This window comes from Pseudomonas sp. KSR10 (assembly GCF_022355455.1).
GTDB lineage: Bacteria > Pseudomonadota > Gammaproteobacteria > Pseudomonadales > Pseudomonadaceae > Stutzerimonas > Stutzerimonas stutzeri_E.
Genome location: NZ_JAKOEN010000017.1, coordinates 69,425 through 92,698, shown reverse-complemented (window position 1 = coordinate 92,698; position 23,274 = coordinate 69,425). Strand labels below are relative to the sequence as shown.

The following is a 23,274-nucleotide window of genomic DNA, read 5'->3' as shown; positions in this document are numbered from 1 at the left end:
TCAGCCTGTAATAACTGAGAGGTTCCTTGCATGTGTGGCATTGTCGGCATCGTCGGTAAGTCAAACGTCAATCAGGCGTTGTATGACGCGCTTACCGTACTGCAACACCGTGGGCAGGATGCAGCCGGAATCGTGACCAGCGACGGCGGCAAGCTGTTCCTGCGCAAGGACAACGGGTTGGTTCGCGACGTCTTTCAGCAGCGCCACATGCAGCGCCTGGTCGGTAACATGGGCATCGGCCATGTACGTTATCCGACTGCCGGCAGCTCCAGCTCGGCGGAGGCGCAGCCGTTCTATGTGAACTCGCCCTACGGCATCACCCTGGCGCACAACGGCAATTTGACCAACGTCGACCAGTTGACCAAAGAGATCTACGAGTCCGACCTGCGCCACGTGAACACTAACTCCGACTCGGAGGTGTTGCTCAACGTGTTCGCGCACGAGCTGGCCGTGCGTGGCAAGCTGCAACCCACCGAGGAAGACGTATTCGCCGCAGTGGCCAAGGTGCACGAGCGCTGCGTGGGTGGCTATGCGGTCGTGGCGATGGTGACCGGCTATGGCATCGTCGGTTTTCGTGATCCGCATGCCATTCGCCCGATCGTGTTCGGCCAGCGTCATACGGATCAAGGCGTCGAATACATGATCGCTTCCGAAAGCGTCGCACTGGACGTGCTGGGCTTCTCGCTGATCCGCGATCTGGCTCCGGGCGAGGCCGTCTACATCACTGCAGACGGCAAGTTGCACACTCGCCAGTGCGCACCGAATCCTCATTATGCCCCGTGCATTTTCGAGCACGTCTATCTGGCGCGTTCGGACTCCCTGATGGACGGCGTTTCGGTGTACAAGGCGCGTCTGCGGATGGGTGAGAAGCTCGCCGACAAGATTCTCCGTGAGCGCCCGGATCACGATATCGATGTGGTGATTCCGATTCCCGATACCAGCCGCACGGCAGCGTTGGAGCTGGCCAATCGCCTGGGTGTAAAGTTCCGCGAAGGCTTCGTCAAGAACCGCTACATCGGTCGAACCTTCATCATGCCGGGCCAGGCCGCGCGCAAGAAGTCGGTACGCCAGAAGCTCAACGCCATCGACCTCGAGTTCCGTGGCAAGAACGTCATGCTGGTGGACGACTCCATCGTTCGCGGTACCACTTGCAAGCAAATCATTCAGATGGCCCGCGAAGCGGGGGCGAAGAACGTCTATTTCTGTTCCGCCGCACCTGCTGTTCGCTATCCGAACGTCTATGGCATCGACATGCCCAGTGCGCACGAACTCATCGCGCATAATCGCAGCACCGAAGAGGTCGCAGAGCTGATCGGCGCCGACTGGCTAATCTATCAGGATCTGCCTGACCTGATCGAAGCGGTCGGCGGCGGCAAGGTGAAGATAGAGAATTTCGATTGCGCTGTGTTCGACGGCAAATATGTGACCGGTGATATCGACGATGTCTATTTGCACAAGATCGAGCAGGCCCGCAACGACCTGAGCAAGAACAAGGGCGTTGCAGGCAGTGCAATCATCGACCTGTATAACAACTGATCGACAACCCGGCGGCTCGGCCGCCTCGGCTCAGGGTGAAAAGACTATGACAACTGACTGGGACGCTGGCCGTCTGGACAGTGACTTGTCCGACGCAGGCATGGATACATTGGCCGTTCGTGCGGGCCAGCATCGTTCGCCCGAGGGTGAGCACGGCGAGCCGTTGTTCTTCACCTCCAGCTACGTGTTCCGCAGTGCTGCAGACGCCGCTGCACGTTTTGCCGGTGAGGTGCCGGGGAATGTCTATTCGCGCTACACCAACCCTACTGTGCGAGCATTCGAAGAGCGCATCGCCGCCATGGAAGGCGCCGAGCAGGCCGTAGCGACCGCCTCCGGTATGGCCGCGATTCTGGCGACGGTTATGAGCCTATGCTCGGCTGGCGACCACGTGCTGGTTTCGCGGAGCGTGTTTGGTGCAACGGTCTCGCTGTTCGAAAAGTATCTTAAGCGCTTCGGTCTTCAGGTCGACTACGTTCCGCTCACGGACGTGGGTGTTTGGGAACCTGCATTCAAGCCCAATACCAAGCTGGTCTTTGTTGAATCGCCGTCGAACCCCTTGGCTGAACTGGTCGATATCGAGGCGTTGGCTGAGCTCTGCCACGCCAAGGGCGCCATGCTGGCCGTGGACAACTGCTTCTGCACACCGGTGCTGCAGCAGCCATTGGCGCTCGGTGCTGATATCGTCATTCATTCCGCAACCAAGTACATCGACGGGCAGGGACGCTGCCTGGGGGGCGTGGTTGCCGGGCGATCCGAGCAGATGAAAGAAGTGGTGGGTTTTCTGCGCACAGCTGGCCCGACGCTGAGCCCTTTCAATGCGTGGGTCTTCCTTAAGGGATTGGAGACCTTGCGGCTGCGCATGCAGGCCCACTGCGCCAATGCACAGGTGTTGGCCGAGTGGCTCGAACAACAGCCGGGCATTGAAAAGGTGTATTACGCCGGTCTGCCCAGCCACCCGCAACACGAGCTGGCCAAGCGTCAGCAGAAAGGCTTCGGAGCGGTGTTGAGTTTCGAGGTGGCGGGGGGTAAGGATAGTGCATGGCGTTTCATCGATGCGACCCGCCTGGTCTCTATCACCGCCAATCTGGGCGACAGTAAGACCACCATCACCCACCCGGGGACAACCACCCATGGCCGTCTTTCCCCTGAAGATCGCGCCACCGCTGGTATCCGCGATAGCCTGGTTCGCGTAGCGGTGGGCCTGGAAGACGTGGCAGATCTTAAGGCTGATCTCGCCCGAGGGTTGGCCGCGCTCTGATGTAGAGAACAGGCGCTCTGAAAAACCGTCTCGGATTGACGAACCCCGCTAATTGCGGGGTTTCGCTTTTAAGGACAGGCTAGTTAAAGGCGCCGGCGATCAGCATCAGCCGTCCCATCAATTGTCAGTGGTTTCGAAGTTGACCACGAAACCATCCAGACGCTGTTCCTCGGATAGCTGGTCGCGAAGCTGACTGGCTTCCTGACGCTGATCGACTGGACCGACGAAGACGCGATGGGTGCGGCCTGTCGTTCTTGTATAGGTATCGAAGCCTTCGGTCGCCAGCTTTTGCTCCAGTGTCGCGGCGCTATCGCGGTTCTGAAAACTGGCGACCTGTACGGCCCAGCCCGAACGTGTCGACGATGACCGCTCCTGAGGTTGTGCCTGTGGCGTGAAGGTTTGTGGCGCTCGTTGCGTTGCGGGGGCTTTAGGCACTTCGCGACGTTGTTCCGGCTCGTTGGATCGAAGGTCGATGGCTGGTGCCGGCTGGCCCTGACCGTCAAACAGTCGCTCCGGCGTGGCCGGAAGAATGCTTGGGCTGTCCGAGTCAGTTTCGATGACCCGGATGTCGCTGTACTTTTTACCGGAAAGTGCTGCCAGTCCTGCGCGATCACGAATGACTGTCGGTCGCAGGAAAACCATCAGGTTGCGCTTGACGTGGGTTTCCTGGGTGGAGCGAAACAGTCCACCGATCAGTGGAATGTCGCCAAGCAACGGGACTTTGGAGTTGGTCTGGGTCACATCGTCCTGAATCAGCCCGCCGAGGACAATCACCTGGCCGTCTTCGGCAAGAATAGTGCTCTTGATCGAACGCTTGTTGGTCACCAGGTCGACGGCCTGCGCTGACAGGCTTGCCGATGGAGCAATTGATGAGATTTCCTGCTCGATCTCCAGGCGCAGGGTTGCGCCGTCATTGATATGCGGCACGACCTTGAGCGTTACGCCGATATCCTCTCGCTCGATGGTCGTGAATGGGTTGTTGGCCCCGGACGAATCGGTCGTGTAGCTGCCAGTCTGAAAAGGAACGTTCTGCCCGACGAGGATTTCCGCTTCCTGGTTATCCAGCGTCAGCAGGCTTGGGGTCGATAGCAGGTTGCTCTTGCTGTTAGCGGAAAGTGCAGTGATCAAGGCGCCGAAGCTACGCGTGCCTAGTCCAATGATGGCGCCGTCGGGAAGTCTGTCAGGGATCTCATCCTCTCTCATCGCAGTTAGCACGCTGCCGACGGAAATGCCGGTATTGCCGAAATTGACTCCGCCGATGCCACCGGTGCCGCCGCGCGCATCCACGGCCCACTGCACGCCAAGCGCGTCGGTGATATCGCCGGAGACTTCGACGATGGCGGCTTCGACCATGACTTGGGCGCGTGGAATGTCCAGTTGGCGCACGATCGATTCGAGGGTGCCGATCAGCTCGGGCTCGGCGAGCATGACGAGAGCATTGAGGCTTTCATCGGCACGGATGAGGATGTTCTGTTGCCGGCTGCTTTGAGCTTCGCCGTCGGCAGGGGCTGCGAGACCCTCGGAGATGTCTCCGAGGGTCTCGGCCAGGGCTTTCGCATCGTTGTGGCGCAGGCGGATAACTCGTGTGTTGGCCGAGCGGGTGCTTGGCGTATCGAGCGTCTTCGCCAGATTGGCGAGCTTCTGTCGCGCCTGCTCCGGCCCGGTAAAAATCAGCCGATTGGTGCGCGAGTCAGCGATGATCTGGGCACCTGCGGTATCGCGGGCTTCACCCCGGGCCAGCGTGTTGCGCAGCACTTCGGCGATATCCACGGCCCAGCCGTACTGCAGGTTCACCACGCTGTGGTCGTCGGTTTGAGCGCGGTCGAGCTGGCGGACCAGGTCCTCTATACGTGCGATGTTGGCGCTGCGATCGCTGATGATCAGCGCATTGGCAGAGCTGACGGCGGCGAGATGACCATATTGGGGCACCAATGGGCGAATCAGCGGAATCAGTTCGGTAGCGGATGTGTGCTGGACCTGAATCACGCGGGTCTCCAGTAAATCACCGCCGGTCGGGCCCCCTCCGGCCTCGGATTTCGCTTCGGCATTCGGCACGATTCGTGCGACTTCGCCCTGCGTGAGCACGCTGTAGCCATGTGTCGCCATGACCGAGAGGAATAGCTGATAGACCTCCGACAGCGAGAGCGTTGTCGACGACACCACGCTGACTTGGCCCTTTACGCGCGGATCGACGATAAAGGTCTGTCCGGTCAGTTGGCTGATCTGATCAACGAAGGCCCGGATATCGGCATCCTTGAGATTGATCGTCCAGCCGTCCTGTTGGGTTTCGCTCGGCTCGATTCCGGGGTCGGCCGCTAGCACAGGCAGAGGGGCGGCGAGCAGACCGGCGGCGAGCAAGGCAATGAGCGGGCGGGAGGAAAAAGGCAGCATCGGTCAGTTGTCTTCCGTGGGCTGTTCGTCGGAGGGCATGGTATCTGGCGGGCTGTTTGCCCCTTCCATCTGTTGGCGGAGCGCTTCCATCTGCTGCTGAAGCATCTCCGCTTGCGGGTCTGGTTGATTCATTTCTGCCGGTTCACTGTAGTCCGGCAGATTATCGGGTACGGCTGTCGCGGAGCGAACGCTGGGAAAATACAGACTTTCAACGCGCCCGCCGCGCAGTATTTCGACTCTGTCTGGATGAACGCTGTGCAGGCGCACCCCCGATTCCAGTTCTTGTTCGACCCGATACAGCTGCGGCGGCTGGCCGCTTAACTGGATGATTGCGGTGGAGCGAGCCGGATCAGCATGAACGAAACTGCCCAGCAAGGTTAGATCAGAACTCGATGCATCGGGGCTATAGCGTTGGCCTGCTGTTGTCGCTGGTGTGCCGAACAGGCTTTCCATGCGTTGCAGGTCCGGTACGACTCCAGCGGGCTGGTTGCTGTCCGTGGTGGCTGCTGCCGGCGCCTGGGTAAGCTGAAGCCATGTCCTTATCTGGCCGGCAAGGTAGAAGCCGAAGAGCACGACGATAGCTGCGCTGACGATTAGAGGCGCATGTTGGCGAAATTTCTGCAGTGCTGCGGGGGAAGCCAAACTAGGCACTCCGTGAAGCTAAGTGATGACGGCATGGTCGCTGGATCACGTAGGCAGTTGTGATATCTACGAACGGCCAGGCGTCCTGGCAGTCTAGACCGGGACCATGACAAGAAGCACCTGAGTATGCCAGTGCAACTGACTGTTTTTCAGGCAAAAGGTGCCCTATGGACGGCGATTCCTCTTCATGACCTCCCGTAGTCGGTATTTTTTAAGAAAATTACCTGGCACGCTGTTGACTTGATTGAAGTGGGTGCGTAAATTGCGCGCCTCGCAAGGCGATCAGCCGGTTGGTATCACGGTTGACTCTTACGATTCGGACGAACAGTCCGGCCGACGCGCAGCGGTAGTTCAGTCGGTTAGAATACCGGCCTGTCACGCCGGGGGTCGCGGGTTCGAGTCCCGTCCGCTGCGCCACATTTGCTTCCAAGTCCATTGAGCGACTGGAATTCTCGCTAAAAGCGGCCTTATGGCCGCTTTTTTCGTTCTATATCGCCGCTTCCTGCACTCGTCTGGCGCGGGCAGATTTTTCGTCCCTTCTTACTTGATAACGGCGCAGCGCCGATCTTCGATCCGCTGGCTATCGGGGACCTTCCAATCTCGCTATTGCGAAGGCCTCCCGAGCCCCTTGAAGTAGCGCTGATCCAGTTTGCTCCGCTATACGCGGCGACCTGTCACAGCGACCCGAGCGCACCCTTGTGTTTTCCTGCTGTCATTAATGCGTGATGACATCAACAGGCCAGGGGCAAGCGGCTAACTGACGAGGGGTTTTTAATGTTCGGTCTGGAAGCTCTCGAGCTTGCGCGGATTCAATTCGCTTTCACCATTTCCTTCCACATCATCTTTCCGGCGATCACCATCGGACTGGCGAGCTTTCTGGCCGTGCTGGAAGGGCTGTGGTTGAAGACCAGGCGCCAGGTGTACCGCGACCTCTATCATTTCTGGCTGAAGATTTTTGCCGTTAATTTTGGCATGGGGGTGGTTTCCGGTATCGTCATGGCCTATCAGTTCGGCACCAACTGGAGCGCCTTCTCGGAGTTTGCCGGCAGCGTCACCGGGCCGTTGCTGGCGTACGAGGTGCTCACCGCGTTCTTCCTGGAGGCGGGGTTTCTCGGCGTCATGTTGTTCGGCTGGAATCGCGTCGGCCCCGGTCTGCACTTCTTCTCCACGCTGATGGTGGCCGTCGGCACACTGATTTCCACATTCTGGATTCTTGCCTCGAACAGCTGGATGCACACCCCTCAGGGCCACGAGATCATCGATGGCATCGTGGTGCCGGTGGACTGGTTCGCCATCGTGTTCAACCCCTCCTTTCCCTACCGGCTGACGCACATGGCGATTGCCGCGTTCCTCGCCACGGCGTTCATGGTGGGCGCCTCCGCGGCCTGGCATCTGTTGCGTGGGCGAGACAACCCTGCGGTCCGCAAGATGCTGTCCATGGCGATGTGGATGGCGTTGCTGGTGGCGCCGATCCAGGCATTGGTCGGTGACTTCCACGGCCTCAACACGCTGGAATACCAACCGGCAAAAATCGCCGCCATGGAAGGACATTGGGATAACTCCTCAGGCGAGCCAACGCCTCTGTTGCTGTTCGGCTGGCCTGACATGGAGCGTGAAGAGACGCGTTACAAGGTGGAGATTCCCTATCTGGGCAGCCTGATCCTCAAGCACAGCTTGACCGAGCCGATTCCGGCGCTGAAGGATTTTCCGCCAGAGGACAGACCCAACTCGACCATCGTGTTCTGGACGTTTCGCGTGATGGTCGCGCTGGGCTTTCTGATGATCTTCACCGGCTTGTGGAGCCTCCTGCTGCGACGAAGCGGTCGGCTGTACCAGTCACGTGCCTTTCTACGACTTGCGTTGTGCATGGGTCCCTCCGGAATCCTCGCGATTCTGGCCGGCTGGTTCACCACGGAAATCGGCCGCCAGCCTTGGGTGATTTATGGGCTGATGCGGACTGCAGACGCCGTTTCCAATCACGGCACCGAGCAGCTCGGCCTGACGCTGGCGATGTTCGTTCTGATCTACTTCGCGGTGTTCGGAATCGGTTTCGTCTATGTGTTGCGGCTGATTGCAAAGGGCCCCGTTACCAACGAGGGCAACGAGAAGGGCGCTGGTGGGCCCGGCGAGAAGCGGACGCCGATGCGACCGCTCTCGGCTGCCGACGAGGCGATTCCACACGAACACGGCGATCAACTGGGCGAGAGGAATTGAATATGGGTGTCGATCTTTCGCTGATCTGGGCCGTCATCATCATCTTCGGCATCATGATGTACGTGGTGATGGACGGCTTCGACCTGGGTATCGGGATCCTTTTCCCGTTCCTCGCCGACAGTTCCGAGCGCGACGTGGCGATGAATACCGTGGCGCCGATCTGGGATGGCAACGAAACCTGGTTGGTGCTGGGTGGCGCCGGGCTGTTCGCCGCGTTTCCGCTGGCCTATTCGGTGGTGCTTTCCGCGTTGTACCTGCCGATCATCTTCATGCTGATGGGCCTGATCTTCCGCGGCGTGGCCTTCGAATTCCGCTTCAAGGCGAGCGTCGCGCGCCAACATATCTGGGACAAGGCGTTCGTCGGTGGTTCATTGGCGGCGACCTTCTTCCAGGGCGTCGCGCTGGGCGCATTCATTCATGGGTTTCCGGTCGCCGATCGCGCCTATGCAGGGGGACCTCTGGATTGGTTGACGCCGTTCTCGGTGTTCTGCGGCGTGGCGCTGATTGCTGCCTATGCCTTGTTGGGCTGCACGTGGCTGATCATGAAAACCGAGGGTGAACTGCAGCGACGGATGCACGACATCGGCACGCCACTGGTCTGGGCGGTATTGGCGGTGACCGGCATCGTGAGTATATGGACGCCTTTAACACATCCGGACATCGCCGAGCGCTGGTTCAGCATGCCGAACCTGGTCCTCTTCATGCCGGTGCCCATCCTCGTGTTGCTGTGCACGTTCGGACTGCTGCGATCTATCGCGCGTTACGCCCACTACGCGCCGTTCCTGTTCACCCTGGCGCTCATATTCCTTGGCTACAGCGGCCTTGGCATCAGCCTCTGGCCGAACATCATCCCGCCATCGGTCAGTATCTGGGAGGCTGCCTCGCCACCGCAGAGCCAGGGTTTCACTCTGGTGGGGGCGCTGCTGATCATCCCTTTGATCCTGATGTACACCGCATGGAGCTATTACGTGTTCCGCGGCAAGGTCAGCGCAGAGGATGGCTATCACTAGTCGTCTCGTTATGGAGCCCACGATGCAGAAGAAGCCCGAAAGCAGTGCGCCAGGACCGAAGCCGTTATGGCAGCGCATGACCTGGCTCGTGCTGATTTGGTCTGCCAGTGTGCTGGCGCTCGGGGTGGTCGCCTGGCTGCTGCGTCAGTTCATGACAGCCGCTGGCCTGGCGACCCCATGAGTGCACCAAGCGGCTCTGCAACGGCGGTTGTAGCCATGTGCGGCGATTGGGCGCGTTGTGGCTGTTGAGAGGTTGGGCTATTCAGTCGTAAGTGCCAGCGTGGGGCGGTTCATGTTTTCGTCATGTCTCCGCGGTAGCTTGCTGGCATGGACTTTGTTAGCACCGGTAGCAGCTGTTGAAAAACGCAGGCGAGGCGTCTTGCCAACGCAATGGGATTTCGACGGTTTGGCAGACCCCAGCAAGAGGAGCGCTCCTATGGATGACTATCAGGACGAGATACTCGAATGGCACGCCGCAGAGCAGGACGGTCCTGAGCCGGCCGACGACGCCTTCGAGCTTTAAGACGGCCACTGGCGTTTCGCTGCAGCACGACGAAACGTCAGCGGATCAATCAGCGCGCCGCTGCGCGCGCCGATATTCCCCCGGTGTTTGTCCGCTCCAGCGTTTGAACGCGCGTTGAAAGGCTTCCGCCGAGGAAAATCCCAGTAGCCAGGCTATCTCGCCGAAAGCGGATTCGGTATCCCGTATGTAGGCCATTGCCAGGTCGCGTCGTGTGTCGTTGAGAATGGCCCGATAGCTGGTGCCTTCTTCCTCGAGCTTGCGACGCAGGGTCCAGGGTGGCAGCTGCAAGCGGCTGGCGATCTGCTGCAGATCGGGTTCTTGGCCCTTGAGCATCGGCCCTAGGAGTTGGGTGACCCGCTCGCGCAGGCTGCGGGTACGGGTGCGCTGCTCCAGCTCCGCCTCGCAGAGCTCCAACAGCTGGCGCCAGGTGCCAGGGCAATGTTCCGGGTTGCGCAAAGCCAGCGTGGCTCTGTCCAATCGCAGCTGATTGTGTTCGGCCGCGAACTCCACCGGTTTCGTGAAGAACGTCTCGTAGGAAGTTGCGTAGATGGGGCGCTCGAACTCGATGTGTACCGCCACGGGTACCAGCGGGGAAGCGGCCACCGTGCTCAGCTGAGTGATCCAGCTCGCCAATACCGTATCCACGACGAACCGGTTGTAGCTGTTGTAGGGGCTGATCGAATAGAACCGCAGCCAGGCTCCTTTGGCATCCTCGTGGAACCCGGAGGCGCCGCGGTAGTTGGATGCATACAGCGGTTCATAGCGGATCAGCGCGCGGGCGGCTTCTCGAACGGTCGGCGCCTGGGTTGATGTCACCCCGACCAGACCAAGATGCCCGGCCTTGCGCAATCGTCCCATCTCCAGGCCCAGGCTCGGGTCGCCAGTCAATTGTATGGCGGCATGGCCGAGGCGCATGTAACGCGGGATCGAAAGCCGGGCACGCGGTTCCGAGAGGCGCGCGGGATCCAGCCCGTAAGCATCGAGCAGCGGTTGCGGATCGATCTGCTTTGCTAGCAGGGCGCTGCTCAGGCTATGCACGAAGCCAACCGAGAGATCACCCAGGCGCACTCGCTGCCGATTCATGGTCGGTCCGGTAGCCACAGGTTGGTCAGTTGCACCGGCTCGTTGTAGCGTTGGCGGACAGGGCGCCGCGGAGAGCCGACCAAGTTCCACGGCAAACCGAGGGTACGTACCTCCATGCGCGGCAGGGTGGTCTGTGGCGGGTTGCTGGCTGCGCAGGTAACCGGCGGATCATCGCGCGCGCCAGGCAGAGCGAGTAGATCGGCATCGGCTGGCGGTGACCGAGTGTATCCATCGCAGCCGATCAGCACCGCTAGACGTCCGGCGGGTGTCAGCAGCGCGGACGACGGTGCATCCGGGGCCTGACTATAGCGGCGTTCGTAGCGGCTGAGCCCCATCTTGTACTGCAGCGGTCCGATGGGTTCGCCGTCGGCGGCAAAACTCAGACTGACCTGGCGAAGCGGGCCATCGCCGATCTGCAGGCGTCCTTCCTCAAGGCGCGGCTCGGGGAGCACGATGGAACCTGCGACCAGCGTCACTCCGTAATCACGGGCAAGGCCGCCGAATATGCGCTGATAGTCATCGGCCATCTGCCGGCCCTTGATTTTCAGAACGGCCTCGGTGCGGTGGTCTTCACCCTCGTTATCGAGCAGCGCTCGAAGGTACGTCCATGGATTGCTCAGCGCCATCCAGTGCATGGCGTCGCGCAACGTGCGCGCCTGCTGCACTTCAGGTTTTTCTCCCAGGGCAAACAGCCCGGTGCCGACGTGTTCCGGCAGCACGACGATAGTGCGCGAGTCCAGTAGGCCGGCATCGCGTGCCTGGTTGAGATAAGTGGTGAATTTCAGTTGCAGCCGTTCTCTGCTCTGGTAGTCAGCCGGCGTCAGGCGGGTTTCCACGCCGAGCAGATTGCCAGCAGGGCCTGGCTGCCCGTGGCTGTTGATCGGCAGGATGCGCAGATCGGACAGCAGCGGGCCACTGCGCCGGTCGCGCGTCCAGTCCAGGTAGAGGCTGAGCGCGACGAGGACGAGTACCGTCAGGCCGAATAGTTTGCTGTAGGTGCGCATGACTGAGGTTGGTTAAACGTGTGGGAGGAGACTAGAGACATGCCCGATGATTGCCAAGTGTTTTTGCGCGATAGGGTCAGGCAGTTGTCAGTTTCGATCATTGAGCGAGGCGCAGCGCCTGTTTATCTTCACGACACAGTGACCGCGACCCCACGAGGCGTGGCATTCCTACCGTTGACCCTGGGCCGCTGTGACCGTGCCGCCTGATCGAGGAACGAACATGACCGCTTTTCCGCACCTGCTGGCTCCGCTGGATCTGGGCTTCACCACCTTGCGTAATCGCACGCTTATGGGCTCTATGCACACCGGTCTTGAGGAGATGCCCAACGGATTCGAGCGTATGGCTGCATTCTTTGCCGAACGCGCCCGTGGCGGCGTCGGCCTGATCGTTACCGGCGGGGTGGGGCCCAACGAAGAGGGTTCGGTGCGGGCCGGTGCCGCCAAACTGTCGACGGGCGAGGAGGCCGAAGAGCACAAGATCGTTACCCAGGCCGTGCATGAGGCAGGTGGCAAGATCTGCATGCAGATTCTTCATGCCGGGCGTTATGCCTACAGTCCACAGCTGGTCGCACCGAGCGCCATTCAGGCCCCGATCAACCCCTTCACGCCGCGTGAGTTGGATGAAGAGGGCATCGAAAAGCAGATTCGCGACTTCGTCAATTGCGCCAGCCTGGCGAAGCAGGCCGGCTATGACGGCGTCGAAATTATGGGGTCGGAAGGCTACTTCATCAACCAGTTCCTCGTCGCGCATACCAACCACCGCACCGACCGTTGGGGCGGCTGCTATGAAAATCGCATGCGTCTACCTGTGGAGATCGTGCGGCGTGTGAGAGAGGCCGTGGGGCCGGAGTTCATCATCATCTATCGCCTGTCGATGCTCGACCTGATGGAAGGCGGCAGTATCTGGGAGGAGGCGGTGCAGTTGGCCAAGGCCATCGAGCAGGCCGGCGCGACACTGATCAACACAGGCATCGGCTGGCACGAGGCGCGTATCCCGACCATCGCTACAAAGGTGCCGCGTGCGGCGTTCACCAAGGTGACCGCCAAGCTACGTGGCGAAGTCGGTATCCCTCTGGTGACTACCAACCGCATCAACACACCGGAAGTCGCCGAACAGGTGCTGGCTGAAGGCGATGCAGACATGGTGTCGATGGCACGACCCTTTCTGGCCGATCCGGATTTCGTCAACAAAGCGGCGGCCGATCGCAGCGATACCATCAATACCTGCATCGGTTGCAACCAGGCCTGCCTCGACCATACGTTCAGTGGCAAATTGACCACCTGCCTGGTCAATCCGCGCGCCTGCTACGAAACCGAGCTGAACTACATTCCTACCGCGTCAGTGAAGAAAATCGCGGTCGTTGGCGCCGGCCCGGCGGGGTTGTCGGCCGCGACCGTCGCCGCCGAGCGTGGCCATCAGGTGACCTTGTTCGACTCGGCCAGCGAGATCGGCGGCCAGTTCAACGTCGCCAAACGTGTACCAGGCAAGGAAGAGTTCTACGAAACCTTGCGTTACTTCAACAGCAAGCTCGAGAGCACCGGTGTCGATGTCCGCCTGGATACCCGCGTCAGTGCGGCGGACCTGCTGAACGGCGGCTATGACGAGATCATCCTCGCCACCGGTATCGCACCGCGCACACCGCAGATCCCAGGCATCGAGCATCCGATGGTGATGAGTTACCTCGACGCGATTCTGCAACGCAAACCCGTTGGGCAGCGCGTCGCGGTGATCGGCGCCGGCGGCATCGGCTTCGACGTTTCTGAATTCATCACCCATCAAGGTCAGTCGACCAGCTTGGACCGTGAAGCGTTCTGGAAGGAGTGGGGCATAGACCTCGGGCTCGAGGCGCGTGGCGGCGTCGCCGGAATCCAGCCGGCACCGCACGCACCGGCGCGTCAGGTCTATCTTCTGCAGCGCAAGAAGTCCAAGGTCGGCAATGGTCTGGGCAAGACCACCGGCTGGATTCATCGCACTGGCCTGAAGAACAAGCAGGTGCAGATGATCAGCGCTGTGGAGTATCTCAAAGTGGACGATCAGGGCCTGCATATTCGTGTCGCCGACGGCGAGCCTCAGGCGTTGCCAGTGGATACCGTGATCGTTTGTGCAGGACAGGACCCACTGCGTGAGTTGCAGGCTGAGCTCGAGGCAGGGGGTGCCAAGGTGCACCTGATCGGTGGCGCGGACGTGGCCGCCGAACTCGATGCCAAGCGGGCCATCAACCAGGGCTCGCGTCTCGCGGCTGAACTCTGAGTATCCAGGCCCCGCTACTAGCGGGGCTTTTTTCTTGCGCAACAAAGGAGCTCCGCATGAATACTTCCCTCGCGATGCAGCCGGCCGTTGCTGCGACTGTGCAGCGCTGGCATCGGATGATCGACGCCCAGGATCTCCAGCAACTACCGGAGCTGCTGCATCCGCGGGCGGTGTTCCGTTCGCCGATGGCTTTCAAACCCTACGAGAGCGCAGTGGCGGTCAATCTGATCCTCAATACCGTGGTAACGGTATTCGAAGACTTTGAATACCATCGCCAGTTGGTCAGTCCCGATGGCTTGAACGTCGTGCTGGAATTCAGCGCACGCGTCGGTGATCGACAGCTCAAGGGCATCGACATGATCCGTTTCGATGAATCTGGACTGATCACCGATTTTGAAGTCATGGTGCGTCCAATGAGCGGCCTGCAGGCGCTCGGCGAGGAGATGGGCAGGCGCCTGGCGCCTCAGCTTGCCGCGCTGACGCGGTGATCGTCCACCTCCGATGCCGCCATAGTTTGCTGGTTGCACCTCGCTGCGAATAAGCATGCCGACTCGCTGCCAACCCAGTCACATCGCCCGCTGCGGTTTTTCCCCTAAACTTGCGCCAACCATGGGATGGCGGCGTCGGTGCGGTTGCTGTCTCGGAATTTTCGCTGGCCGATCAAGCCGTTGAGGGTGCGAGCATGCAGATCAAACCGCAGACGGTCGAAGCCGTGCTGTTCTTCAACGATGACGGCGTCTGCAAGGAAATGCTCTATCCGGAATTCGAGGCGATGCTCGATGGGGTCGTGAGCATGCCCGAATTCGCCGATCAGCAGATGCGCGTCGCCTATGTACTGATCAACACCCGCTTGCAGGTTCGCGCGGCGGTGTTCTTCTATCTCGATTTCAACGAAGACGGTTCGGCTGACAGTGGCTGGAACATTCCGCTGCGCAATTTGGCCGAACGTACCGGGCGCGGGCCCGATCTGGGCGCGGGCCCCATTCGCCTGGCCTGCCGCAGTCAGTGCCCGGTCTCCTGGTACCAGATGCATCTCTGGGATCCGGAACTGACCCAGAGCAAGAATCACCTCGTCATGCTGCGCGATCGGGTCAGGCGCAACCAGCTTGGTCTTCTGGTCGAGGAAGAACAGCCTCAGACGGTACCGGCCGAGCGACTGCAGATGGTCGCCGAAGACACCTGGTACGCGGCTGATTCGGCCAAGCAAACCGCCACCCGACGGGCAGAGAAACTGGAACAGGAACAACGGCTGAAGGCCGCGCAACTGATCAAGCAGCAGCGTCTGCGCATCGCCAATCTTGAGCAGCAGCGCGAGGCCGACATCACCAGGTTGCGCGAACTGGCCGCACAGCAGCATGCCAAGCTGCAGGACGAGCTTGCCCAGTTGCGTCAGGAGCTGGTGCACAAAGAGCAGCTTGCCGCAGACCTGCGGGCACAGCTCAACGAACAGGCTGAAGGCTTTCAGAAAACCCGCGAAGAGATGAGCCGACAGCTCCGTGCGTTGGAACACAATAGCCGCGCCGAAGCGCAGGCTGCACGTGCGCAGTTCGATGACGAACTACAGCGGCAAGTCGCAGCAGCCGTGGCTGAGTACAAGGAGCAAGTATCCATACGCGACGTCGAACTGGCCTACCGCAACGAACTGGATAGCCAGTTACAGGAAGAAATCGAGCAGCTCCAGAAGCAACGTGATGCGCTCATCGAGCAGAGTGGTGAGCGCTCCCTGGAACGTCTTTCAGCGCTTGGCGTGGCGTTCATGGCCTACCATCCCGGTGCCGGTCACCTGACTATTCCACTTTCTGATATGGCCGGTTATCAGCAAAACCCGCTCGCCTATGCTGCGGCTAAATGCGCGGTCTCCGAAGAGCAGTACGGTCAGTGGGTTCAGCATTATCAGCAGCCCACCTGCATTGCCACGCTGTCCAGCGGAGAACGCTGCAATATGCCGTTGGACAAAGTGGAGTCGCCGGGGCGTTTCGTCATTGGACATTCCAACTGCTGTGCCAGGCATCGATCGCAGGACCGGCTACGCACGGGTAGCTGATGCACGTGCCTGCACTTTCAGCGTTTTCCCCAGAGGCTGTGCCTGCGCCGTTGCACACCGTCGACTTACCCTGGCTGCAGCGAGCGAACATACAGCTCGCCGTGTTGCGCCTGGATGTGATCGATCCCGAGTTGTCTGGAAACAAGTGGTTCAAACTCGTCCATCACCTGCACGCAGCCCAGGCGGCCGATGCGCCAGGACTGATCAGCCTCGGCGGTCCGCATTCCAACCATCTTCACGCGCTGGCCGCCGCGGCCAAGCGCTTCGGGCTTGCCAGCGTTGGCCTGTTGCGCGGGCATCCCCAGCGAACCGCGACAGTAGAGGATCTGCAGGGCTTCGGCATGCAGCTGCACTGGCTGGGTTACGCGGGCTACAGGGCGCGGCATCAGCCGGACTTCTTTGACGTCTGGCGCCAGCGTTACCCGGACTATCACTGCATACCTGAAGGTGGCGGTGGATTGGCGGGTGCCCTGGGTTGCGCGCCCTTGGTGCTCCGCGTACGGGAGCAGCTTGCCGCGCTTAGCTGGGACGACTACGACGGCTGGTGGTTGGCTGCTGGCACCGGAACGACGCTGGCCGGGTTGGTGATGGGTGAGGCGGAGCAGGGTAACCGATGGGTATATGGGGCGCTGGCGGGGCCACCGTCTCACGGCGTCACGCAAGAGGTCGACCGACTGCTGGGTGAGGCCGGTGTCGTCTCCGCAAATTATCAGCTGATCGATGCGAGTCGCGGTGGTTTCGGCCAATTCGACGAGACTCTGGCTCGCTTCATGGTCGAAACCGAGCGGGCGGCCGAGCTACCTCTGGAGCCGGTTTATACAGCTAAAGCGATGATGGCATTGCGCCTTTATGTGGAGCGCGGTTATTTTGCGACCGGCACGCGGCTCATCTTCGTGCACACCGGTGGCCTGCAGGGTCGGCGGGCTGCCCAGGCACAGCTGGACGAGCTGCTGCGCTGAACTTCTGTACTTGGAATCCATGGATGAACAAGCCGTTACTCCCCGATCAGATACGCAGTCTGACTCCGCTCAATGCGCTCTCGCCTCGTCAGTTGCAATCGCTGCGTGACCAGTTGATCCCTCGCCCGCTGCTCGCCAACCAGTGGCTGTTCGATGGCGAGACCGAGCTCGGGTCGAGTTATTTCCTGCTAACCGGTTCGCTGTCCATGCAAGGCGCGGACGGCGTGGCTTGGCGAATGTTCGCTGGCTCTCCAGAAAGCTGCCATGTGTTCAGTGCCGGTAGCCGGCTGATTCAGGTACAGGCGCTGGAAGACTCCAGTGTGCTGGTAGTCGATAGCGCACTGTTGGATCGTTCGTTAGCCTGGCATCAGAGCCATTCCGATCTGCTTCTCCAGCTGGCGACCACTGGTGAGCTGACCGAATGGCTCGAGGAACTGCTGGAAAATCCGTTGTTCGCCAAGGTGCCGGCGGAAAACGTGCGGAGCATGTTGGGCAAGCTCGAGGCAATCGAGTTGCCTGCCGGCCATGTGTTACTGCATGAAGGCGATGCCGGAGATTGCTGTTACTTCCTAAAAAGCGGCCGTGCGGAAGTGATGATCGGCTTTGATAGCGACGAGCAGGTAGTGGCTGAGTTGGGCGTCGGTGCCTGTGTCGGCGAAGAAGCCTTGCTGACCGAGAGCCCGCGCAACGCCACTGTGACCTTGCTCGAAGAGTCCTGTGTGCTGCGTCTGGCGCGGCAGGATTTCATTGCCCTGCTGAAGGCGCCAGTGGTAGCCGAGCTAGGGCTGGCGCAGGCCAACGAACTGGTCGCTCAAGGCGCGCAATGGCTGGATGTCCGACTGCTGGACGAATACCAGCGTGGCCATGCGCTGCAGGCGCTGAACATGCCGCTGCATCTGTTACGCCTGAAAGCGCGCCTGCTGAAGCAAGATCGGGTCTATCTGTGTTACTGCGACAGCGGCAAGCGTAGCGCCAGCGCGGTCTTTCTGCTGACCCAGCTGGGCTTCACCGCCTATCCGTTGCGCGACGGGCTCGATGCCCTGTCGGCGGAGGAGTATGCGGCCTTGCTGTGCGAGCAGGGCAGTGGCTATCTAGCGCGTTCCGGCGGGCGTACCGAGCGTAGCGGCTGATGATCGGAGTCAGGTTGCGCTTGCCGCCCATTAGAACAGCGCGGCAACCACCCAGCCGGCAATGCCACCGGCCAGCACCACCAGCCAGGGGGGCAGCTTCCAGACCATCAGGGCGACCAGGGCGATCAGCGCCAGGGTAAAGTCGCCAGGGCCAAATATCGCGTTGGTCCAGACCGGGTTGTACAGTGCCGCCAGCAGCAGGCCGACCACCGCCGCGTTCACCCCAACCAACGCCGCCTGTACTTGGCGATTGGCGCGCAGCCGATCCCAAAAAGGGATCACACCGAATACCAGCAGAAACGAAGGAATGAATACCGCGACGAGGCATAAACCTGCGCTCACCAGACGGGTGCCTCCCTCGTTCATCGATCCACCGAGAAAGGCGGAAAAGGTGAACAGCGGCCCCGGTACTGCTTGGGCGGCTCCGTAGCCCGCGAGAAAGGTGTCGTTGCTGACCCAGCCGTTGGGAACGACCTCGGCCTGTAGCAGTGGAAGCACCACATGACCACCGCCGAACACCAGCGCGCCGGTGCGATAGAAGGTATCGAGCAATGCCAGCCATTGGTTGGTCGAGGCGAGTGCCAGAACGGGCAGCACGATTAGCAGGGCGAAGAATGCCAGTAGAAACAGGCTGGCTGCTGAGCGACCCGCATAGAAATGCAATGGAGTCGAAGGGGCTTGCATCGCCGGGCGAAACACCAACAATCCAAACACGCCTGCCAGCGCGATGACGCCGAGTTGTGCCCAGGCGTTGGGTAGGACCAATACCGCGCAGGCCGCCAGCAGCGCGACGATCCTGCGCGCGCCATCGGTACACAGGGTCCGCGCCATGCCCCAGACTGCCTGAGCCACGACCGCTACCGCGACGATTTTCAGGCCATGCAGGAACCCTTCCGGAACGGCATCGCCCCAGTTGGCGATGCCGAGGGCGAACAGTGTCAGCGCAATCGCCGAGGGCAGGGTAAAGCCGGCCCAGGCGGCGAGCGAGCCGCGGTAACCGCCACGCAACAGGCCGATGGCGATACCGACCTGGCTGCTGGCGGGGCCGGGGAGAAACTGGCAGAGCGCGACCAGATCGGCATACCGCGCCTCATCCAGCCAGTGGCGGCGGTTGACGAATTCTTCGCGGAAGTAGCCGAGATGGGCGACCGGACCGCCAAACGAGGTCAGCCCCAGGCGCAGGAACACCAAAAATATCGTCCAGGCGGTCGAACGCTGTCGGTGGTCTGAGGTAAGGGACATGGAAGCTTCTGCTGTTGGCGTGGACACGTCGGCTGGCCTGGCAGTATGCGATAGACGGATGACAGTTTGGCGGCAACGCCGCGTCAATCATCCCGGCCAGCTATCGGGTACCACGAACAGGCGCTCGCGCTCGACCCAGCGGCCGTCCGTATCCTGCTCAAGGCGTGCCATGAGCCTCGCCTGCTTGCCGTTGACTTCGGCTATCCAGCGCTCGATTTCCTCGGCTGACCAAGACTGGCTGCCGTCCAGCTGTGCCGGTGCCAACCAGGCCTGACGGCGCAGCGGCTGCCAGCGTGTCGCGCCATCGGCCACTGTCGCGTTCACCCAATCGCGCTGCCGTAGCCAATGTCCATCGAGATGCAGCGGATGGGCCCCGGCCGGTGGCTCGCACCCGGACGACCACGGCTGAAACAGATAACCGCCAAGCCAGAGGGCACTGTCGATTTCGCTGCAGGTCAACTCGGCGAGAAGCGCCTTCGCAGCTGCGCTCGACGAGAGTTGCAGCTGATGCTCGCAGAGTCTTTGAAGTTTGATGTCCAGTCGGTCATGGCTGCCGGGCCCTAGCCAGTGATCGTGCCGACGGCGGTCACCTGCTTCCAGGCCCAGGTAGAACTTCACCGCCAACTCGACATGATGGACGCCTTCGGCGTCGTGCAGGATCAGATCCAGTTCGCCCAGCGTATGACCTCCCTGGCGGATCGGCAGATTGGCCACCAGCAGCTCGACGTCCGGCGCCTGACCCAGCGCGAACTGCCAGAGGCGCTCGTAATACAGGCCCAACCGGCGGATGCTGTGTTGTGCCAGCCACGCCTCGAGCACAGTCGGCTGGCCGTCGTGCGACAGCAGCCAGTCGGCAAGCTCGCCGGGGTGAGAGGCCCAGCGACTGGCTGCGAACGGGTGTCGCTGCGGGGCCGGCGTATCGCTCAGCAGGGGAGGCGACATCAGCACCCACGCGAGATCCCGCACCTGAGGGTGCAGCAATCGGGGCATCAATTCAGCAAGATAAGACGGGCTCATGCAACAAGCATAGCCGGGATGGTTTGCTGCCACTTCGAGCTTTCGCCCATAATCCCTGCGCCGCGTCGCAACGGGATTCCGGGCAGCGCGCGGCGTTGAACTCAATCGCGCCCGCGCGACACCAATCTAGTGCCTGTTACGCTTCGGCCGGCCTGCGCCCCGATGCACGCCCGCCCGTTACCAGCCACGCCTATCAGGGAGCTTCAATGGATCAGTTCCGCAATATCGGCATCATTGGCCGCCTGGGCAGTTCCCAGGTGCTGGATACCATTCGCCGGCTGAAGCGGTTCCTCGTAGAGCGCCATCTGCATGTCATTCTCGAGGAGAATATCGCAGAGGTGCTGCCGGGCCATGGCATGCAGACCTCGTCGCGGCAGAGGCTGGGCGAGTCCTGTGACCTGGTCATCGTGGTCGGAGGTGATGGCAGCCTGCTCGGTGCTGCACGGGCGATGGCCAGGCACCGTGTTCCGGTGCTGGGAATCAACCGTGGCAGCCTGGGTTTCCTCACCGATATTCGTCCCGACGATCTGGAAGAAAAGGTCGCCGAAGTGCTTAGTGGGCAGTACACCCTGGAGAACCGCTTCCTGCTCGAGGCCCAAGTGCGGCGCTTCGAAGAGTCCATCGGCGAGGGTGACGCGCTCAATGATGTGGTGCTGCATCCCGGCAAGTCGACGCGGATGATCGAATTCGAACTGTACATCGACGGCCAGTTCGTCTGTAGCCAAAAAGCCGACGGGCTGATCGTCGCCACGCCGACCGGCTCTACGGCTTATTCGCTGTCCGCCGGCGGGCCGATCATGCATCCGCGTCTGGATGCCATCGTCATCGTGCCGATGTATCCGCACACCTTGTCCAGCCGCCCGATTGTGGTGGATGGCAACAGCGAGCTGAAAATCGTGGTCTCACCGAACATGCAGATCTATCCGCAAGTATCGTGTGACGGCCAGAACCATTTCACCTGTGCGCCAGGCGATACCGTCACCGTGCGCAAGAAGCCGCAGAAGCTGCACCTGATTCACCCGCTTGACCACAACTATTACGAGGTGTGCCGTACCAAGCTTGGCTGGGGCAGTCGCCTTGGTGGAGGGGAATAGTGATTGTCGATCCGGAGCGCAGCTACGACCTCATCGGGGACGTGCACGGTTGCGCCCATACTCTGGAACGTCTGCTCGAGCAGCTCGGTTACAGCCGGCGCGGGGGCATCTGGCAGCACCCGCGGCGGCAAGTGATCTTCCTTGGCGACATCATCGACCGCGGCCCGCGCATCCGTGAGGCGCTGCACCTGGTGCACGACATGGCCGAGGCGGGGCAGGCCCACTGCATCATGGGCAATCACGAGTTCAATGCGCTGGGGTGGTACACGCCGGCCCCGCCGGAGAGCGGCAAGACCTTCGTCCGCGAACATTCGCCCCGCTATGAGATGCTGCTGCAGCAGACCTTTCAGCAGTTCGAGCATTATCCGGAGGAATGGGGGGCGTTTCGCGAATGGCTCATGGAGCTGCCGCTATTTCTTCAGTGTGAGCGCTTCCGTGTGGTTCACGCCTGCTGGGATAACACGGTGATCGGCCAGTTGCGCCAGCGCCTGCAGCAAGGACGGGTCGATCCCGAGTTTCTGCGTGACGCTGCCTTTGCTGATGGGTTTGCCGCCAAGGCGCTGGATCGTCTGCTGCGTGGCACCGATATGCCACTGCCGGAAGGTCTGACGCTGACCAGCGCCGAGGGTTTTACCCGCAGTTTCTTCCGCACCAAATTCTGGGAAGAGAACCCAAAGACTTACGGCGATATCGTGTTTCAGCCCGACGGCCTGCCGGAGAAGGCGGCGCGCCTGCCGCTCAGCGAAAGCCAGAAGAGCCGCCTGTTCCTGTACGGTCCCGACGAGCCGCTGTTGTTCGTTGGGCATTACTGGCGTAGCGGCGAACCCGCGCCCATACGGCATAACCTGGCTTGCCTGGATTACAGCGCGGTGAAATACGGCAAGCTGGTAGCCTACCGACTAGACGATGAAACCCGACTCGACCCAGCGAAGTTCGTCTGGGTGAATGTGGAGCGCTGAATGATCGTCGTAGAGGCGTTGCGTCTGCCGTTGTCGGAAGATCTGAGTGGCTTCATCGCATTGCTGCGGCGTCTGCAGGTGCCCTGCCGGGTCTCGGAAGAGGCGGGCGAACAGGTGCTGAGGGTGCCGGCAGAAACGGCTGAGCAGGTCCGTGAGCTCTATCAGCGCTATCCGCAAGGGGATGGAACGGTCGTCGCCGAGCAGCCGCCGCGGCGGGGAGGTGGGTTCTTCGCCAGCCTACGGCGTAGCCCGCTGACAGCGATGATGTTACTGCTGACGTTGTTTGCGGCGGCCACCACCATGCTGGGCGAGAATTTCGAGACCATCCGCTGGTTCAGCTTCAGCGATTTTCGCATCGACGGCGAATACGCCTATTTCGCCACCCTCGAACAGACCCTGGCCGAAGGTCAATGGTGGCGGCTGATCACGCCGATCTTCGTGCACTTTGGCTTTCTACATCTGGCGATGAATTCCATGTGGTACTGGGAGCTCGGGCGGCGTATCGAATATCGACAGGGTGCATTGATGCTGTTGGGGTTGACCCTACTGTTCGGCGTTGTCTCCAACCTGTCGCAATATACGTTTGGCGGTCCCGGCATTTTCGGCGGGCTCTCCGGTGTGCTCTATGGATTGCTGGGGCATTGCTGGTTGTTTCAGAAACTGTCGCCGGGCGAGGCCTACCGACTGCCACCCGGTGTGGTGGTGCTGATGTTGATCTGGCTGGTGGTGTGTCTGAGCGGCGTGGTCGATGTGCTCAGTTTTGGCGCGCTGGCGATCGCCAACGCGGCCCATGTCGGTGGGCTGGCCGCCGGCTGCCTGACCGGTTTCCTCGGTGGGCTGCTATCGCGTCGCAGGGCGGCGGGCCGGCGCAACTGAAAGGCTGATCGGGTTTTCCCTAAAGCGGCGGCGCTCGGTAG

Annotated in this window: 19 protein-coding genes and 1 tRNA gene; 14 read left to right on the top strand and 6 right to left on the bottom strand. The window is 61.1% G+C overall.

From position 1 onward, the window contains the following. Positions 1 to 30 precede the first annotated feature (30 nt). Together purF and MCB86_RS08590 are read left to right on the top strand one after the other, a co-directional pair. Positions 31 to 1,536 carry an amidophosphoribosyltransferase gene (gene purF / locus MCB86_RS08595; RefSeq protein ID WP_045162494.1) on the top strand — a complete coding sequence of 502 codons (1,506 nt, stop codon included), beginning with the start codon at positions 31 to 33 and terminating at the stop codon, positions 1,534 to 1,536. Positions 1,537 to 1,582: 46 nt separating this feature from the next. Further along, positions 1,583 to 2,794 carry an O-succinylhomoserine sulfhydrylase gene (locus tag MCB86_RS08590; protein WP_045162493.1) on the top strand — a complete coding sequence of 404 codons (1,212 nt, stop codon included), beginning with the start codon at positions 1,583 to 1,585 and terminating at the stop codon, positions 2,792 to 2,794. A 117-nt stretch (positions 2,795 to 2,911) separates the two neighbouring features. Here the strand turns inward: MCB86_RS08590 and gspD are convergent, their stop codons facing one another. Beyond that, positions 2,912 to 5,185 carry a type II secretion system secretin GspD gene (gene gspD / locus MCB86_RS08585; RefSeq protein WP_045162492.1) on the bottom strand — a complete coding sequence of 758 codons (2,274 nt, stop codon included), beginning with the start codon at positions 5,183 to 5,185 and terminating at the stop codon, positions 2,912 to 2,914. 3 nt (positions 5,186 to 5,188) lie between these two features. Then, on the bottom strand, positions 5,189 to 5,758 hold the full coding sequence (locus MCB86_RS08580; protein ID WP_230623637.1) for a type II secretion system protein N: 570 nt from the start codon (positions 5,756 to 5,758) through the stop codon (positions 5,189 to 5,191). 409 nt (positions 5,759 to 6,167) lie between these two features. Between MCB86_RS08580 and MCB86_RS08575 the strand changes: the two genes are divergently transcribed. The 4 genes from MCB86_RS08575 to MCB86_RS08560 all read left to right on the top strand — a co-directional run bounded on the left by MCB86_RS08575 (position 6,168) and on the right by MCB86_RS08560 (position 9,232). Continuing rightward, positions 6,168 to 6,244, top strand: a tRNA-Asp gene (locus MCB86_RS08575). 357 nt (positions 6,245 to 6,601) lie between these two features. Then, positions 6,602 to 8,041, top strand: coding sequence for a cytochrome ubiquinol oxidase subunit I (locus MCB86_RS08570; RefSeq protein ID WP_045162490.1), 1,440 nt, complete (start codon positions 6,602 to 6,604; stop codon positions 8,039 to 8,041). 2 nt (positions 8,042 to 8,043) lie between these two features. Further along, positions 8,044 to 9,051, top strand: coding sequence for a cytochrome d ubiquinol oxidase subunit II (gene cydB, locus MCB86_RS08565; RefSeq protein WP_239610598.1), 1,008 nt, complete (start codon positions 8,044 to 8,046; stop codon positions 9,049 to 9,051). Between the two features lie 22 nt (positions 9,052 to 9,073). Next, complete coding sequence (locus MCB86_RS08560) at positions 9,074 to 9,232, top strand: DUF2474 domain-containing protein (protein ID WP_155397639.1); 159 nt, start codon at positions 9,074 to 9,076, stop codon at positions 9,230 to 9,232. 387 nt (positions 9,233 to 9,619) lie between these two features. Here MCB86_RS08560 and MCB86_RS08555 read toward each other — a convergent pair whose 3' ends face one another. After that, the gene (locus tag MCB86_RS08555; RefSeq protein ID WP_239610597.1) at positions 9,620 to 10,657 is read right to left on the bottom strand and encodes an AraC family transcriptional regulator; all 1,038 of its coding nucleotides are present in this window, start codon (positions 10,655 to 10,657) and stop codon (positions 9,620 to 9,622) included. Beyond that, positions 10,654 to 11,661, bottom strand: coding sequence for a carbon-nitrogen hydrolase (locus MCB86_RS08550; protein ID WP_239610596.1), 1,008 nt, complete (start codon positions 11,659 to 11,661; stop codon positions 10,654 to 10,656). Before MCB86_RS08550 ends, MCB86_RS08555 begins: the two co-directional genes overlap by 4 nt. A gap of 220 nt (positions 11,662 to 11,881) precedes the next feature. Between MCB86_RS08550 and MCB86_RS08545 the strand changes: the two genes are divergently transcribed. The 5 genes from MCB86_RS08545 to MCB86_RS08525 all read left to right on the top strand — a co-directional run bounded on the left by MCB86_RS08545 (position 11,882) and on the right by MCB86_RS08525 (position 18,045). Beyond that, positions 11,882 to 13,912: an NADPH-dependent 2,4-dienoyl-CoA reductase gene (locus MCB86_RS08545; protein WP_239610595.1), complete on the top strand. Its 2,031-nt coding sequence runs from the start codon at positions 11,882 to 11,884 to the stop codon at positions 13,910 to 13,912. 56 nt (positions 13,913 to 13,968) lie between these two features. Beyond that, on the top strand, positions 13,969 to 14,400 hold the full coding sequence (locus tag MCB86_RS08540) for a nuclear transport factor 2 family protein (RefSeq protein WP_239610594.1): 432 nt from the start codon (positions 13,969 to 13,971) through the stop codon (positions 14,398 to 14,400). Between the two features lie 194 nt (positions 14,401 to 14,594). Then, on the top strand, positions 14,595 to 15,956 hold the full coding sequence (locus MCB86_RS08535) for a chromosome partitioning protein ParA (protein ID WP_045162483.1): 1,362 nt from the start codon (positions 14,595 to 14,597) through the stop codon (positions 15,954 to 15,956). Between the two features lie 5 nt (positions 15,957 to 15,961). Further along, on the top strand, positions 15,962 to 16,915 hold the full coding sequence (locus tag MCB86_RS08530; RefSeq protein WP_239610593.1) for a pyridoxal-phosphate dependent enzyme: 954 nt from the start codon (positions 15,962 to 15,964) through the stop codon (positions 16,913 to 16,915). A 23-nt stretch (positions 16,916 to 16,938) separates the two neighbouring features. Further along, positions 16,939 to 18,045, top strand: a complete 1,107-nt coding sequence (locus MCB86_RS08525) for a cyclic nucleotide-binding domain-containing protein (protein ID WP_045162481.1) — start codon at positions 16,939 to 16,941, stop codon at positions 18,043 to 18,045. A gap of 30 nt (positions 18,046 to 18,075) precedes the next feature. Here the strand turns inward: MCB86_RS08525 and chrA are convergent, their stop codons facing one another. Beyond that, the gene (gene chrA, locus MCB86_RS08520; RefSeq protein WP_239610592.1) at positions 18,076 to 19,287 is read right to left on the bottom strand and encodes a chromate efflux transporter; all 1,212 of its coding nucleotides are present in this window, start codon (positions 19,285 to 19,287) and stop codon (positions 18,076 to 18,078) included. Positions 19,288 to 19,374: 87 nt separating this feature from the next. Then, positions 19,375 to 20,304 carry a DUF1853 family protein gene (locus MCB86_RS08515; protein ID WP_239610591.1) on the bottom strand — a complete coding sequence of 310 codons (930 nt, stop codon included), beginning with the start codon at positions 20,302 to 20,304 and terminating at the stop codon, positions 19,375 to 19,377. Between the two features lie 206 nt (positions 20,305 to 20,510). Here MCB86_RS08515 and MCB86_RS08510 point away from each other — a divergent pair, with 206 nt between their 5' ends. Genes MCB86_RS08510 through MCB86_RS08500 form a run of 3 tightly spaced genes read left to right on the top strand, consistent with a single transcriptional unit; the run spans position 20,511 to position 23,233 of the window. After that, positions 20,511 to 21,398, top strand: a complete 888-nt coding sequence (locus MCB86_RS08510; protein WP_025242211.1) for an NAD(+) kinase — start codon at positions 20,511 to 20,513, stop codon at positions 21,396 to 21,398. After that, on the top strand, positions 21,398 to 22,357 hold the full coding sequence (locus MCB86_RS08505) for a metallophosphoesterase (protein ID WP_239610590.1): 960 nt from the start codon (positions 21,398 to 21,400) through the stop codon (positions 22,355 to 22,357). The genes MCB86_RS08510 and MCB86_RS08505 overlap by 1 nt, the downstream gene beginning before the upstream one ends. Next, the gene (locus MCB86_RS08500) at positions 22,358 to 23,233 is read left to right on the top strand and encodes a rhomboid family intramembrane serine protease (RefSeq protein ID WP_045162477.1); all 876 of its coding nucleotides are present in this window, start codon (positions 22,358 to 22,360) and stop codon (positions 23,231 to 23,233) included. Positions 23,234 to 23,274: the final 41 nt, after the last annotated feature.